This window comes from Yoonia sp. F2084L, assembly GCF_023015625.1.
Taxonomy (GTDB): Bacteria; Pseudomonadota; Alphaproteobacteria; order Rhodobacterales; family Rhodobacteraceae; genus Yoonia.
Genome location: NZ_JALKAH010000004.1, coordinates 89,448 through 103,086 on the forward strand (window position 1 = coordinate 89,448; position 13,639 = coordinate 103,086).

Sequence of the window (13,639 nt, forward strand, 5' to 3'; positions counted from 1 at the left end):
ATGATCCACCTTACCTACCCTCTATCCAAAGGCTTCCGATATGCTTGACGCGACAACACATCCTGCCCTGCCTGCGCGTCCGGGCGTCGGATACAAAGCCCAGCACTACAGCGACATCATGGAAGACTCCGGCCCCCTGGGCTGGCTGGAAATCCATGCCGAGAATTACATGGGCGACGGTGGCCGCCCTCTTGCCCAGCTACGCCACCTTGCCGAACGCTTTCCCATTTCTGTGCACGGCGTTGGCCTGTCCATCGGTGGCGAAGGCAACCTGGATACCGACCACCTTGGCCGCCTCAAGCACCTTGTCTCATGGTTGAACCCCGCTAGTTTTTCCGAGCATCTGGCTTGGTCCACCCACGACAGCCATTTCTTTAACGACCTGCTACCCCTGCCCTACACGGCCAAAACACTGTCCCGTGTTGCCACTCACATCAACCAGGTCCAAGACACTGTCGGGCGCCGCATGCTGCTGGAAAACCCATCCAGCTATCTGGCTTTCGCTGAAAGCACGATGTCCGAGACGGATTTCCTGCGCGAATTGACCCAGCGCACTGGCTGCGGTCTGCTATTGGATGTCAACAACGTCTTCGTTAGCGCCACCAACCTCAAAACCTCGCCCCAGGCCTACATCGACGACTTCCCGCTTGAGGCTGTCGGCGAAATTCACCTAGGGGGCCATGATGAGGACGAAGATGAAACCGGTGCACCGCTGTTGATCGACAGCCATGGTAAGGCTGTGGTTGATCCGGTCTGGGCGCTGCTGGATTATACGCTTGCCAAATCCGGCCCTAAGCCGTTGCTGATCGAATGGGACACCGATGTACCCGAATGGCCCGTATTAGCCGATGAAATTTCCCGCGCAGACCGCGCCCTTGCGCTGATCACATCATGACCGTTAGCCAAGCCGCCTTTAAAACCGCCATACTGGATCCGGCTGCCGCTGTCCCCACAGGCATCGTAAACCCTGATGGTGCCGCTGCCAGCAAACGTTTTGACGTGTACCGCAACAATGTGGCCGTCAGCCTGTCCGACGCGCTTGAGGCCGCTTTTCCGGTCGTCCGCAAACTTGTCGGCGATGAGTTCTTTCGCGCTATGGCCGGCGTGTACCTGCGCAAGCATCCCCCAAAAACGCCACTGATGATGTTTTACGGCGATGCCATGCCGCAGTTTCTGGGGCGGTTCGAACCAACCAAGAAATTCGGCTATCTGCCTGCGATCGCAAGGATCGAATTGGCGATGCGCCATGCCTATCACGCCAAAGACGTCACCCCGGCCGATGCAAACGCCCTGACCGCCGTTGCCCCCGACGCGTTAATGAGCACCAAGTTGAAGATCGCACCTGCCACACAAACGGTGACATCCGATTTTCCAATCCACGCAATCTATCTTGCCAACACCCAAGCGGACGCCCCCAAACCGGTGATGCAGCCAGAGGCGGTGATGATCACCCGCGCGGGCTTTGATCCGCAGATACATCTGATCAACGCAGCCGCTGCGTCTTGCATTGAAGCCCTCAAAAAGGGCCAGTCTTTGGGCCAAGCGACGGCAACAGCAGATACAACCCTTGATCTGGGTGTGGTGCTGGGCCTGCTTTTGGCCCAAGGCGCCGTGACTGAAATTTACTGAAAGGCCATCCCCCATGACCACTTCCCCTTTTGCCCAGATGGCCCACCCCATCAACCGCGCTGGTGACGAGATTTTGCCCCTCTTGGCCCGCTTTGTCTTTGCTGCGGTCCTGACGATGTATTTCTGGAATTCCGGCCTGACCAAACTGGGTGATGGGATATTTGGTATCTTCTCGCCGTCGATTGGCGCTTATGGCCAGATTTTCCCCAAAGCGATGGAAGCGGTCGGTTATGACATCTCGCAACTGAGCATCTTTCACTGGGCTGTTGCGACCGCTGGCACGATTGCAGAATTTGTCCTGCCCGTCCTGATCATCATCGGCCTGCTTACCCGGCTGGCGGCGGTTGGGATGATCGGCTTTATCATCGTGCAATCGCTGACCGACCTTTTCGGCCACGGCGGGATTGCCCATGACGGCACGCTTGGCGCTTGGTTTGACCGTATGCCAGATGCGCTGATCCTTGATCAACGCGCGTTTTGGGTGCTGTGCCTGCTGATCCTTGTGTTCAAGGGTGCAGGCACGCTGTCGATTGATCGCGGTCTGTTCAGAAATGCGCCTTAGGCTCATCCGGCTTACCGGCGGCAATCCCCAGGATGCCGCCCAAGGCCACAAAGCCAATCGGGAACATGGTGCCGACATTGAAGCCGAAAGCGGCGTAGAAACAAAACGCGCTGATCAGCATCAGAATGCCGCCCCAAAGCGCACGGGATTTGGCCATCGCACCACCCGCAATCGCCAGCAGAGGGGCAATGAAGCTGGCAAAGCGAATAAAGCCTGGGTTTTCAAGAAGCCCGAAAAGCTCTCCTACTTCGGCGTGCCGCTCTGATAGTTCTGCATAACCATAGCCAAACAGACCAACGATAATGCCAATCAGGCCACCGATGATGCCGAGTATACTTGCGGCGTTGCGCATGGGTCTTCTCCTTACTGCTCTGATGGTCACATAAGCAGTAAGTGGTCAGTCGCCAAGGTACTTTGCCTGAACGTCAGCTTTCCAGCCGACCGTCCACTGCCCATCCGCTTCGATCACAGGACGTTTCATCAGCGTGGGATGCGTCGCCAGTAGCGACGCCGGATCGGCCGCTTTTTCGGCGTCACTCAGCCCGCGCCAAGTGGTTGACGCGCGGTTGATCGCAGCATCACCAAACTGCGCCACAATTGTTGCGCGGTCGGCTTCTGTCACACCATCCGCACGCACATCAATCACCGCGGGTACATGCCCTGCCAGTGCCAATGATTTCAGCGCCTTTCGGCAGGTATCGCAGGATTTCAGACCAAAAAAGCGCATTTCGCCTCCTAATTGAGCAAAGAATGACCGGATCGCGGCAATGCGACGACGTGTCATTTGCCTTTTTCATAAAACACATAATTCTAAAGATATGAAGCAAAGGGAAGTCCGCATGTCGCGGGGCCCAACAGCTAGCCCAGCCATCCCCAAAGGGGACACGACAAAAGGAGAGCGGACAATGCCAAGCGGCACCGTAAAATGGTTCAACACAACAAAAGGTTACGGATTTATTGCACCCGACGACGGCGGCTCAGATATCTTTGTGCATATCTCGGCTGTGGAACAATCCGGTCTGACCGGTCTGGCAGACGACCAAAAAGTCACATTTGATCTGATCGAAGGCCGTGACGGTCGCAAAATGGCTGGCAATATCGCCATCGCCGGGTAGCCTAAGCAGGCCGGTTAACGGTCCCTGTTCTGCATACGACTGCGGACCAGCTCCATTGCGTCCACCTTGGGTTGGGCGGGTTGGTCCGCCTCAAGATACTTTTCGACCGATTTCGCGAAGTCTTTGTCCTTTTCCTCGACCGCCTTCAGGTGACGCATATAGACCAACACCCCACCCGCGCATTGCAAGCTGAAAAAGAACAGAAAGAAAAAGAGACAAAGCCCCGCAAAAATGGCGGCCTCTATGCCGAAAAACAGCGGGAGGTCGGTCATTGGATTGAACTCACCCACGGCATCCAGTTTCGCATTCAGGCTGTCAGCAATCCCCAACGGGACAGACAAAAGCACCACGATTGGGACGACCAAATAGGTCCCGATTTGTGACAATACCACCAGAGGCAACAGCGACGTAAAACCGCTCCCTACCCCGTAAAATGGTGTGTGGGCACGCCCGCTGGGATCCGCGCCGATCGAGGCACCGGTCAATGGCATCAACAAACAGGCCCGTACAGCGGCCAGAAGTGCAAAGCTACCGATGAACAGCCCCCAGGATAAGACTGGGCTGCTCTCGAGCAGTAGCGCTATGACGGCATCGCCATCGCTTCCATCAATTGCTTGGAAGTCATCAAGCGTCAGAGGCGTAAAGAGAATAAACGCAGCAACCGCAGCTACTGTGATCACAAGCGCGCAGATTGCCTCAAACATGCCGTATCCGACAGCGGGCAGCATCAGGCCAAAATATGTATTCGTGGGGCGGTGTTCTTTGGCCTGCATCCCAATGCGCGTACCCACCAAAATGGGCACGATGCCGACCCCGATGCTGCATGCGACAATCACCAGTAGCCCTAAAAACGGCGCGATCAGGGTAATTATCAAAGTAGGCACAACGGCAACGATGCCGAACATGATCATCGCGATGATCAAAATCGGCAACACAATCGCGTAACGCCAAAGAATCGCGAATGAAAATGGGATTGCACGCAGAAAAATCATCCCGAACTCCTCAAAACAAAGGTTAATTCGTTTATGCAGACGCAGTGCGGCAGTCAAAGTGAAAACTGCATAAACCCGTCAAAGAAGGCGTCAGGTGTGTTATTCGCCCCGCATATGTCGCGACTTGGCTATTCACCTCGTTGATCCGCCCGGGGCCTTTTCGAACCGCCATCATGCGCTAGTATTCAATCATGCGTTATCTTCTTATCCTTTTGCTGTTTGCCACAACAGCACCCGCCCAAACCGTTGAAACCGACCTTGAACTGGTTTTGCTCGCCGATGCTTCGGGGTCCATCGACGCGGATGAGCTGGCCTTTCAACGGCAGTCCTACGCAACCGCAATCACCGACCCGGCAGTCGTTTCGGCCATCGAAAACACGCTTTATGGATCCATTGCGGTGACTTACGTCGAATGGGCCGCAAACCAAGCGACCGTCGTGGGTTGGACCATTATCGCGGATATGGACAGCGCCACCCGCTTTGCAGAGGCTCTGATCGGCCCACCGCGCCAAGCCAGCGGGCGCAATGCCATCGGATCGGCGCTGCTTTATGGGATGCAGCAGATCGAGACCAATGACATCCGCGGTTTTCGCCGGGTGATCGACTTTTCAGGCGACACGATGGGGAACAGCTATGGCCCGCCGATTACGCAAGCGCGCGATGAGGTTGTCGCCAATGGCATCACGATTAACGCGCTGCCAATCCTGCGCAACGGGGATTTTGCCGCCAACAGCCTGCCCTTGGCCTATGAACAAAACATCATCGGCGGACCCAACGCCTTTGTCATGCCCGCCCAAAGCGGGCCCGAGTTCACTGATGCCGTACGCCGTAAATTGATCCTCGAAATCGCTGGCACCACGCCGGAAACGCAGTTTGCATCACTCTTGCTGAATACTCTCAAGATAGGCAAGTAGGTCGACAATCGGCTGAGAGGTCATAATCGGCTGGCCGGTTTCGGCTTTCGTCGGCGCATCGGTGCCTTCAAAGAAATCCCCATAGACCGGCATTGTACTGCCGTGACTGACCAATGGATCACGTCCGTCAATGCGCATAACAACGCGGGTCGTTGGGAAGACGCCTGCGTTACGTGCCGCCAGCGTTGTCAGATTTGTAGGGGCCACCACCAATGAAGGCGACATTGGCCCGTTGCCCGTGGCCGAGATGCCATGACAGGTGGCACAGTAATACCCAAAGATCGCCTCGCCTTGTGCTGCATCTTGTGCGGCTGCCGGGACTGCTAGGCCCAAGGCCGCTACTAAAGGAACTATTCGCATCACGTCCTCCTTTAACTCTCTGCCCAACATTAGTGGGGCTCAGATCGGGCGCGTTGATGCAAATCAAACCTTAACGCAGGCTCAGATTGCCAATCGCTGCCCGGATCATGCTGTCAGTGTCGTCGCTGTCACCAGAGACGGCCAAACCGACAAGCGCGCCCTTTTCACCACCAAAGGCACGGGCATAGTCCGCGGCCAGATCAACGCTTTCGCTGAACGATCCTGTGCCTGCCTGACGCAGTGCAATCGTGACACCCTGCCCTTGTGGACCGTAAGGCGAGTTGATCACCTGACCGCGCGAATGGTTGCCGCCCCAAGCGTATTGCATGATGCGCACGTCATCGTTGCCCAGCAGGCTGCGGATGTTGGCGCCTTCAAGGCTTGGCGCGAGGCTTTCTGGCACGAAGACAAAATAGAGCGAAATGTTGCGATCATCGCCACCTTTGCGGCTGAGATCTGTCGCCGGGACTGATTGTTCCACCGTCCAGCTCCACCCTGCTCCGTTTGATCCCCAATCGGCGCGGCCCACGCGGGTCCATGCGATTGACACCGAACCGTCAGAAACAAGACCAAGGTTCTGACCAAAGCTGTAGTCGTTTGAACTAAACAGCGACAAACGCTGTTCCTGCCACCCGCTGGCAAAGCTGACGGGGCCTGCCGTGGCGCTTACTGCGGTTGAGAGGGCAAGAACGGTCGATAAAAGAAGTCGCATGGGGCATATCCTTTGTGCGCGGTTGGCATAGACCTACCGCACCAAGGCGTTCATGAAACCACTCAGCTGCGGATGTCACGCGAATGTCAGCTTTGGTTACTGTTGGATGCTCTGCAAATACTCGGTCAAAAGCAGCAGTTTCATCGGGACCGGTGTGCCAAGCCCTTCATTTTCGACGATAACAGTCTCGCCCAGATCACCTGCCCCAAACTCCGGCATTGCCGCGCTAAAGTGTTCGCCCCGATCAAGCCCGTCAATCGTGCTCATCACCTGATTGGTGGGGAAAACGCCGCCATTGCGGGCCGTAATTGTGGTCAGGTCAGGCGGGGCTACCGCCAGTCCACGCGCCGCAGGACCATTGCCCATACCATCAGCACCGTGGCAGCTTGCACAGTTTTCCATAAACATCGTGGGTCCGTCGACGGGTTCTTCCACGCAGGCCGCCAGACCAAGGGCCGCAACAATCCAAATATACCGCATCTTTCACCTCCTGTTTTGACCCAAGTCTAACAACAATGATGCTGCCCGCCACTATGATCTGGATCATACGTCCCGTAAGCTGCGATTAAACCAGCAAAGGATCGCCCATGCCGCATCATATCGTGATCATGCTCGCCGCCGGGATTGGTATTCCGGTGCTTGCCGCACTCAATGCCGCGTTGGGACGACATATTGGCTCACCGGCAGTCGCCGCGACCATCCTTTTTGTTGTGGCTTTTGCGGTATCGGCCTTGGTTGCCTTCATGACAGCCCCACAAGCAGTAACAAAGCTCGCTACAGCCCCAAAACACCTGTTTTTCGCTGGTGCTCTGGTCGCATTCTACGTCTTGTCGATCACATGGATCGCACCGACGATGGGTGTCGGGAATGCCGTGTTCTTTGTGCTGCTGGGTCAGTTGATCTCGGCGGCGGCGATTGACCACTTTGGCCTGTTCAATGCGCAAAGCTCACCGCTGACACTAACGCGGGCAGCTGGAATTGCACTGATGGCAACCGGCGTTTTCGTTACGCAGAAAGCTTAAGAACCAGGTCCCAAAGCGCATCTGGCACATCGACTTGTGTCATCACTGTGCGGTCGGCACCGGGGATGCGTGCGCCCTCTTGTGCCGCAACAGCCTCGGCCACCCGCGCGAACCGTGCGCCAAAGTCAGCGTGATAGGTGCCGGGATCCATCAGGATATAGAATTGGCCCAAGCCATGTGGCTTGCCCTCGGGGACTTTTAGCCCCGCCACATCCAGCGAATTGACCGATCCTGTCATGCCAGCCGCCAGCAGTTCGGCCATCAAACCAAAACCCCAGCCTTTGTAGCCGCCGGCGCTGACCAGCGCACCTTTCAGCGCTGCTTCGGGGTCAGTTGTCGGTTCGCCATGTTCGTCCACAGCCCAACCAATGGGGATGCTTTCGCCCGCTGCCTTTGCCATCGTGATCTTGCCCAGCGCCACGGCAGAGGTAGAGAAATCGAAATGCATCGCCGGATCGCCATCACCCGGAACTGTCATGGCAATAGGGTTCGTGCCGATCACCCGCTTGCTGCCACCCGGTGGTGCCACGACTGGGGACGCATTGGTAAAGCCGATCCCGATCAGCCCAGCCGCTGCAATTTGTTCGGTGAAGAAACCCAGCGAAGTGCAGGTATGTGCGTGGGCGACGGCGAGTGTCGCCACGCCGTTTTCCTGCGCTGCGGCAACGGCTTGGGGCAAAGCGGCGGCAAAAGCAGGCTGCGCAAAACCGAATTTGGCGTCGGCCAATACCGCACCGGGACGTGGGCGCGTCACGACAGGATCAACCGTGCCATTCACGCGGCCCGAGGCCAGTTGTGTGCAATAGCTTTGCAGATAGTAAAGGCCGCAGATCACATTGCCCAACGCCTCTGCCCGCGCCACTGCTTTGGCGACGGCTGCTGCCTGCAAATCACCTGCACCATGCGACAAAAGGGCCGCGCGGCTTTGCGCCTCAATTTCAGCAACCGATACTTTCATGATGTCTCCAATACGCCGCCGTTAAGGCGGACTTGACGGTCCATGCGCGCAGCAAGCTCCAGATTGTGGGTCGCGATCACCGCAGCCAGCCCTGTGTCGCGGACAAGCCCCATGAGCGCGTCAAAAACACGGTCCGATGTCTCAGGATCAAGGTTGCCGGTCGGTTCGTCTGCCAGCAATAGTGACGGTTCATTGGCCAAGGCGCGACAGAACGCAACGCGTTGCTGTTCCCCGCCAGACAAGGCCGCGGGCCGATGCGTGGCGCGTTCAGCAATTCCAACGCGGTCCAGCAATGCCATCGCCCGCGTTTCAGCCGCTTTGTCGGAAATGCCGTTGGCCAGTTGCGGCAGGACGATGTTTTCCAGCGCCGTGAATTCAGGCAGCAGATGATGAAACTGGTAGATGAACCCCACGGTGGATCGGCGCACCGCTGTGCGTTTGCGATCTGAAAGGTGGCTCATGTCAGTGCCTTCGATTGCCACCGACCCGGCATCGGGTGTATCCAGCAGGCCCGCGATGTGCAGCAAAGTGGACTTGCCCGCACCGGAAGGCGCCACCAAAGCGACCACCTCGCCCGGTTTCACATCCAATGAGACACCTTGCAGCACCCGGACTTCATTGGGCTTACCGGCGTTGTAGGTCTTGGTCAGGTCTGCGACCTGCAATGTGTGATCACTCATAACGCAGCGCCTCGACCGGGTTCATGCGGGCGGCACGGCGCGCGGGAAAGATCGTGATGATCCATGACAGTCCCAAGGACAGCGACATCGCTTTGACGACATCAACCAAACGCAGCTCGGCGGGGACGTTGTAAATCCCTCTGATCGAAGGATCCCAAACACCGCCGCCGGCGACGTAGTTCACCAGACTGAAAATCTGATCAATGTAGATCGCAAAAAGGCACCCAAGGATCACGCCCAGCGCTGTCCCGATCGTGCCAATGCCTGCGCCACAGATGAAGAAGACACGCAGGATGGACCCTTCGGTCAGACCCATCGTGCGCAGGATGCCAACATCGCGTCCCTTGTTTTTGACCAGCATGATCAAACCGCTGATGATGTTCATCGAGGCCACCAGCACGAGGATCGACAGGATGATGAACATTACATTATCTTCAATCGTCAACGCCCGCAGAAACCGTCCGACGCGATCCTGCCAGCTATAGGCCCAGAACCCCGGTCCGGCCGCATTCGCGATGTCCTGTTTCAGGATTTCGGACTGGTTGAGGTCTTCAAGCCTGATTTCCAGCTCATCCGCCACGCCATCACGGTTAAAGATCGACTGCGCCACATCGAAAGGCAAATAGGCGCGCACCTCATCAATCTGGAAGCGCCCGGTTGAGAAGATATAGACCACCTCATAAGCGTTACGTCGGGTTGATGTGCCCATCGGGGTAGCGGCACCGGACCGCGTGGTTACCTCAATCCTGTCACCAATTCCAAGGCCCAGATTATCCGCCAACGCCGATCCAATCGCGATCCCATTCGGGAGATCGTCGATGTTGCCGACCGTGCGTTCGCTGTCCACGATGGCGTCAGATGCTTTCAAATCCTCAAGGCGGATGCCGTAGATATCCGCCAGCCCGATGCGACCCGAACCAGAGGCCATCGCCTGCCCGCGCACCAAAGGGGCGACGGAGACAACGCCTTCAACAGCCCGAATACGGTCCGCCACCTCTTCAAAATCTTCGATCACGGCCCGAGGTTGCACCACGGTAAGGTGGGCATTCGCTCCGGCGATGGTGTCGATGAATTCCGCCCGAAAGCCTGACCGCACGGCCAGCGTCGCGATTAGAGCAAAAACAGCCAACGTGACGCCAATCAAACTGATCCACGTCATTGTGCTCACGCCACCTTCGGCGCGTTTGGCACGGATATAGCGCCATGCGATCATCCACTCGAATTTTGCAAAGGGACGTGTGGTCCTGACCTCGGCCATGTCTGCTCCTGCTTGGCGTTTGCGCGCAACGTGGTGCGCGCAGGCGGAATGGTCAAGCTACCAGTGGTTTCCGGGGCTGTGAAATTGCGTGTGATCCTGCCCGGCGGCCAAAGCTTTGCCCGTCGCGGCCCACAAAAGACCGCGGCGAAGCATTTCATGTGCCGGACCCGAGGCGATGATATCAGCCTGATGGCCCAGTGCGTTGTAGTAGACGCGCCCCAAGCCCCAGCTTCGGGTCCAAACGACGGGCATATCCACCGGGCCGTTGGGGCTATGATACCATGTCACGGCGTCGGTGCGCGTTATTGCCAGCACGGTATTGGCCGGGTCGATGTGCAGATAATACTGCTCGGATTTCACATCGAAGTCGGGCAAGCCTGCGACAAGCGGATCGTCAGATGTGATCTGTACACGGTATGTAACGCCATCACCGCCAGGGTGGGCAACCCAATTAGCCCCAGTCATGAACTGCCATAGCGGGCTGCTGCGGAACGCATCACACATGCCGCCATGGCACCCCGCAAGTCCTGTGCCGCGGGCCACCGCCTCGGCCACGTTTGTTGCGGCCTCCCGGCTGAGGGTGCCATCGGTCCAGATCGGGACGATCAGGTCGTTCGTGCGCAATGCCTCTGCGTCGTCAAATACATCAAGGCTGTCCGACACCGTCACATCCATCCCAGCCGTTTCCAGCATCTCGCGGAAGATCGCGGCGACCTTGTCGGGTTCATGCCCATCCCAGCCACCCCAGACGATCAGGGCTTTGGTCATCGCTGAACACCTGCGAGTTTGGGAAGATGACTTGGCGTCGTGGCCACAAGGGCCGGGCGCGCAACAGGTGGGTCCATCTTGACCACAGGTTGGCGGCGTTTGGTAGGTTCGGGACGCTGCGTTTTTGCGCGGCGAAACGGTAGGGTCAGCAACGCCAGAAACGCTGCGAAACCTGCCCAGCCTCCTAGGAACCCGGCCCCCGCAGAGGTTGCACCAGCCGCGCTGAGCGGCATTGCCGGGGTGAAATCAGCCCAAACCGCCTGAACAGTTGCAGGGTCAGCCATGCGGTGTGGAAGGGTCAGACGCTGCATTGGGGTGGCGTCCCGCAGCACCATCAGGTTTTCGCTGAGGCGGGCATGGCGGGCGAAGGTGCGGCGCCACATCGCCTCTTGCGCGGCAACTACGGGGGTTTCAGCCATCGCCTGTAGCATCTCTTCGCGACCCAACCCTTCGGCCAGTGCGGTTTGGTCAAATTCAACAACCTGCCGCGTCAGCTCATCCACCTGACCTGCCAGACGTTGCAGATATTGCTGCGAAAATTCGGGAAACTGGGACAGACCTGCCGCGCCGGTCAGCCCGCCAATCAAGCATAGGGCCCTGATCATATCAGCGCCCTTTCGTGGGAATTAAGTGTCATCTGCTGCCTCGTGACGTCTTGTTTTGTCATAATCTAGCAGGTTTTGGCCGGGGTGTTAACGCCTCAGATGCCTATGCGCGTTCTTCCGCGTCGCTACGCAGCCATGCGATCACATTCGCGGCGTCCTGATCTGGGGGGAACACCGGGTAGAAGGTTTTGACGATCACGCCGTCTTTGACGATCATCGTCAGACGCTTGTGCAAGTGCTGGCCTTCTACTTCGATACCCGGCAAATCCAAGGCTTTGCCCAGCGCTTGATCCGCGTCTGACAAAAGCGGGAAGGGCAAATGCAGACGCTTTGCCGCCTCAGTCTGATATTCCGTCGTTTGGATCGACACGCCATAAAGGCCGGCCACGCCCCACTCTTGCAATTCCGCATAATGATCACGGAAGGCGCAGGACTGCGGGGTGCAGCCGCGCGCACCGGGGATTTGGTCCCATCCATCGGGTAAGTCGCGGTCCGGGCGGCCCGTCATCGGATAAATGTAGAAAACAACCAAGCCGCGCAGGTCGGACAATGTCACAGCCGGGCCGTCCGTCGCCTGCAAGGTCACATCGGGCAGCGACTGCCCTTCCAGATGTGCGGCTTTGCCATCATCGGCAGGGGCCGGGATCAGCGACCAATCGACCTCTGTCAGGCTCATGCGATGCCTTTGTAGATTTTGGCGATCTTGGCCACGGCTTCTTCCGGCGGCAGCTCTTCACTCTCGCCTGTGCGGCGGCTGGTCAGCTCGACCACGCCATTCTTCAGGCCACGTGGCCCGACGGTGATCCGCCATGGCAGTCCGATCATATCCATTGTGCCAAACTTCGCCCCTGCCCGCTCATCCCGGTCATCATAAAGCGGCTCAAGCCCCAATGCGGTGAGCGACGCATAAAGCGCTTCACAGGCCGCATCCGCCGCCTCATCGCCCGAGCGCATGTTCAGGATGCCACAATGGAACGGTGTGACCCCTTCGGGCCAAATGATGCCGTTATCGTCATGGTTGGCTTCAATGATGGCACCCAACAGACGTGACACGCCAATACCGTGCGAGCCCATGTGCAAAGCAACTTTGTTGCCTTTGCCATCATCGACCGTCGCCCCCATGCTTTCGGAATACTTGGTGCCGAAATAGAAAATCTGACCCACTTCGATACCACGCGCCGTGCGCTGGCGGTCTTCGGGCACTTTGGCAAAAACGCTTGCATCATGCGTTTCGTCAGTACGCGCGTAGGGCGCTGTCCATTCATCAAAGATCGCCTGACACGCCTCAACGCTGTCGTAATCGACGGCACGATCGCCCAGCACCAGATCAGTTACAGCGCTGTCATAGAATACCTCGGACTCGCCCGTTTCGGCCAGAACCAGAAACTCATGCGTGTCCTCGCCACCAATCGGGCCACTGTCGGCGCGCATCGGAATGGCCTTCAGGCCCATGCGTTCGTAGGTCCGCAGATAGCTGACCATATGGCGATTGTAGGCATGCAGCGCGTCTTCTTTGGTAAGGTCAAAGTTGTAGCCGTCTTTCATGAAAAATTCGCGCCCGCGCATGACGCCAAAACGCGGCCGCACTTCGTCGCGGAACTTCCACTGAATGTGATACAGCGTCAGCGGCAAATCCTTGTAGCTGCCCACATGGCTGCGCACGATGTCGGTGATCATCTCTTCGTTGGTGGGGCCGTAAACCATCTTGCGTCCATGACGGTCAGTGATGCGCAGCATTTCGGGGCCGTAAGAGTTGTCGCGACCGGATTCTTCCCACAACTCGCCGGGCTGTAGGGTCGGCATCAGCATGGGCAAATGCCCCGCGCGCTGCTGTTCTTCATGCACGATGTTTTCCAGCTTGCGCAGCACCTTGAACCCCAGCGGCAACCACGAATAAATCCCCGCCGTCGCCTGCTTGATCATGCCCGCCTGCAACATATAGCGGTGGCTGACGATCTGCGCCTCGCGGGGCGTTTCTTTGAGGACGGGCAGGAAATAGCGGCTCAGGCGCATGGGTTTGACCTTCTTGGGATGCAAGTATTGGGCCACGGTGTAAGCCGGGCT

At 57.8% G+C, this 13,639-nt stretch carries 19 protein-coding genes; 6 read left to right on the forward strand and 13 right to left on the reverse strand.

The features are described 5' to 3' along the window. Nucleotides 1-40 precede the first annotated feature (40 nt). Genes MWU60_RS12065 through MWU60_RS12075 form a run of 3 tightly spaced genes read left to right on the forward strand, consistent with a single transcriptional unit; the run spans nucleotide 41 to nucleotide 2,191 of the window. On the forward strand, nucleotides 41-895 hold the full coding sequence (locus MWU60_RS12065; protein WP_247227584.1) for a DUF692 domain-containing protein: 855 nt from the start codon (nucleotides 41-43) through the stop codon (nucleotides 893-895). Continuing rightward, on the forward strand, nucleotides 892-1,629 hold the full coding sequence (locus tag MWU60_RS12070) for a DNA-binding domain-containing protein (protein ID WP_247227585.1): 738 nt from the start codon (nucleotides 892-894) through the stop codon (nucleotides 1,627-1,629). Before MWU60_RS12065 ends, MWU60_RS12070 begins: the two co-directional genes overlap by 4 nt. Nucleotides 1,630-1,642: 13 nt before the next feature. Continuing rightward, nucleotides 1,643-2,191, forward strand: a complete 549-nt coding sequence (locus MWU60_RS12075; RefSeq protein ID WP_247227586.1) for a DoxX family protein — start codon at nucleotides 1,643-1,645, stop codon at nucleotides 2,189-2,191. Here the strand turns inward: MWU60_RS12075 and MWU60_RS12080 are convergent. Further along, nucleotides 2,175-2,543: a hypothetical protein gene (locus MWU60_RS12080; RefSeq protein ID WP_247227587.1), complete on the reverse strand. Its 369-nt coding sequence runs from the start codon at nucleotides 2,541-2,543 to the stop codon at nucleotides 2,175-2,177. The genes MWU60_RS12075 and MWU60_RS12080 overlap by 17 nt on opposite strands. A 45-nt stretch (nucleotides 2,544-2,588) precedes the next feature. Next, a complete protein-coding gene (locus MWU60_RS12085) occupies nucleotides 2,589-2,918 on the reverse strand; it encodes an ArsC/Spx/MgsR family protein (protein WP_247228007.1) in 330 nt (109 codons plus the stop codon). Nucleotides 2,919-3,096: 178 nt separating this feature from the next. Between MWU60_RS12085 and MWU60_RS12090 the strand changes: the two genes are divergently transcribed. After that, nucleotides 3,097-3,306 carry a cold-shock protein gene (locus MWU60_RS12090; RefSeq protein WP_247227588.1) on the forward strand — a complete coding sequence of 70 codons (210 nt, stop codon included), beginning with the start codon at nucleotides 3,097-3,099 and terminating at the stop codon, nucleotides 3,304-3,306. Nucleotides 3,307-3,320: 14 nt separating this feature from the next. Here MWU60_RS12090 and MWU60_RS12095 read toward each other — a convergent pair whose 3' ends face one another. After that, nucleotides 3,321-4,298 carry a hypothetical protein gene (locus tag MWU60_RS12095; RefSeq protein ID WP_247227589.1) on the reverse strand — a complete coding sequence of 326 codons (978 nt, stop codon included), beginning with the start codon at nucleotides 4,296-4,298 and terminating at the stop codon, nucleotides 3,321-3,323. 191 nt (nucleotides 4,299-4,489) lie between these two features. On the opposite strand from MWU60_RS12095, the gene MWU60_RS12100 reads away from it, so the two are divergent. Continuing rightward, a complete protein-coding gene (locus MWU60_RS12100) occupies nucleotides 4,490-5,212 on the forward strand; it encodes a DUF1194 domain-containing protein (protein ID WP_247227590.1) in 723 nt (240 codons plus the stop codon). On the opposite strand, the gene MWU60_RS12105 is transcribed toward MWU60_RS12100, so the two are convergent. The 3 genes from MWU60_RS12105 to MWU60_RS12115 all read right to left on the reverse strand — a co-directional run bounded on the left by MWU60_RS12105 (nucleotide 5,177) and on the right by MWU60_RS12115 (nucleotide 6,764). Further along, nucleotides 5,177-5,572, reverse strand: a complete 396-nt coding sequence (locus tag MWU60_RS12105) for a cytochrome c (RefSeq protein WP_247227591.1) — start codon at nucleotides 5,570-5,572, stop codon at nucleotides 5,177-5,179. The two genes, MWU60_RS12100 and MWU60_RS12105, sit on opposite strands and share 36 nt — an antisense overlap. A 70-nt stretch (nucleotides 5,573-5,642) precedes the next feature. Beyond that, nucleotides 5,643-6,284 carry a DUF3047 domain-containing protein gene (locus MWU60_RS12110; RefSeq protein ID WP_247227592.1) on the reverse strand — a complete coding sequence of 214 codons (642 nt, stop codon included), beginning with the start codon at nucleotides 6,282-6,284 and terminating at the stop codon, nucleotides 5,643-5,645. A gap of 96 nt (nucleotides 6,285-6,380) precedes the next feature. Next, nucleotides 6,381-6,764, reverse strand: coding sequence for a c-type cytochrome (locus MWU60_RS12115; RefSeq protein WP_247227593.1), 384 nt, complete (start codon nucleotides 6,762-6,764; stop codon nucleotides 6,381-6,383). A 107-nt stretch (nucleotides 6,765-6,871) separates the two neighbouring features. On the opposite strand from MWU60_RS12115, the gene MWU60_RS12120 reads away from it, so the two are divergent. After that, complete coding sequence (locus tag MWU60_RS12120) at nucleotides 6,872-7,306, forward strand: DMT family transporter (RefSeq protein WP_247227594.1); 435 nt, start codon at nucleotides 6,872-6,874, stop codon at nucleotides 7,304-7,306. On the opposite strand, the gene MWU60_RS12125 is transcribed toward MWU60_RS12120, so the two are convergent. From MWU60_RS12125 to proS, 7 genes are all read right to left on the reverse strand, one after another. Beyond that, nucleotides 7,290-8,264, reverse strand: coding sequence for an Ldh family oxidoreductase (locus MWU60_RS12125; RefSeq protein WP_247227595.1), 975 nt, complete (start codon nucleotides 8,262-8,264; stop codon nucleotides 7,290-7,292). The two genes, MWU60_RS12120 and MWU60_RS12125, sit on opposite strands and share 17 nt — an antisense overlap. Continuing rightward, nucleotides 8,261-8,944, reverse strand: coding sequence for an ABC transporter ATP-binding protein (locus MWU60_RS12130; RefSeq protein ID WP_247227596.1), 684 nt, complete (start codon nucleotides 8,942-8,944; stop codon nucleotides 8,261-8,263). The genes MWU60_RS12125 and MWU60_RS12130 overlap by 4 nt, the downstream gene beginning before the upstream one ends. After that, nucleotides 8,937-10,202, reverse strand: coding sequence for an ABC transporter permease (locus MWU60_RS12135; RefSeq protein ID WP_247227597.1), 1,266 nt, complete (start codon nucleotides 10,200-10,202; stop codon nucleotides 8,937-8,939). Before MWU60_RS12135 ends, MWU60_RS12130 begins: the two co-directional genes overlap by 8 nt. Nucleotides 10,203-10,259: 57 nt before the next feature. Then, nucleotides 10,260-10,970, reverse strand: coding sequence for a ThuA domain-containing protein (locus MWU60_RS12140; protein ID WP_247227598.1), 711 nt, complete (start codon nucleotides 10,968-10,970; stop codon nucleotides 10,260-10,262). Further along, nucleotides 10,967-11,575 carry a DUF2937 family protein gene (locus MWU60_RS12145; protein WP_247227599.1) on the reverse strand — a complete coding sequence of 203 codons (609 nt, stop codon included), beginning with the start codon at nucleotides 11,573-11,575 and terminating at the stop codon, nucleotides 10,967-10,969. The genes MWU60_RS12140 and MWU60_RS12145 overlap by 4 nt, the downstream gene beginning before the upstream one ends. 103 nt (nucleotides 11,576-11,678) lie before the next feature. Beyond that, nucleotides 11,679-12,251, reverse strand: a complete 573-nt coding sequence (locus MWU60_RS12150) for a peroxiredoxin (RefSeq protein WP_247227600.1) — start codon at nucleotides 12,249-12,251, stop codon at nucleotides 11,679-11,681. Continuing rightward, nucleotides 12,248-13,588, reverse strand: coding sequence for a proline--tRNA ligase (gene proS, locus MWU60_RS12155; RefSeq protein ID WP_247228008.1), 1,341 nt, complete (start codon nucleotides 13,586-13,588; stop codon nucleotides 12,248-12,250). The genes MWU60_RS12150 and proS overlap by 4 nt, the downstream gene beginning before the upstream one ends. Between the last annotated feature and the right edge of the window lie 51 nt (nucleotides 13,589-13,639).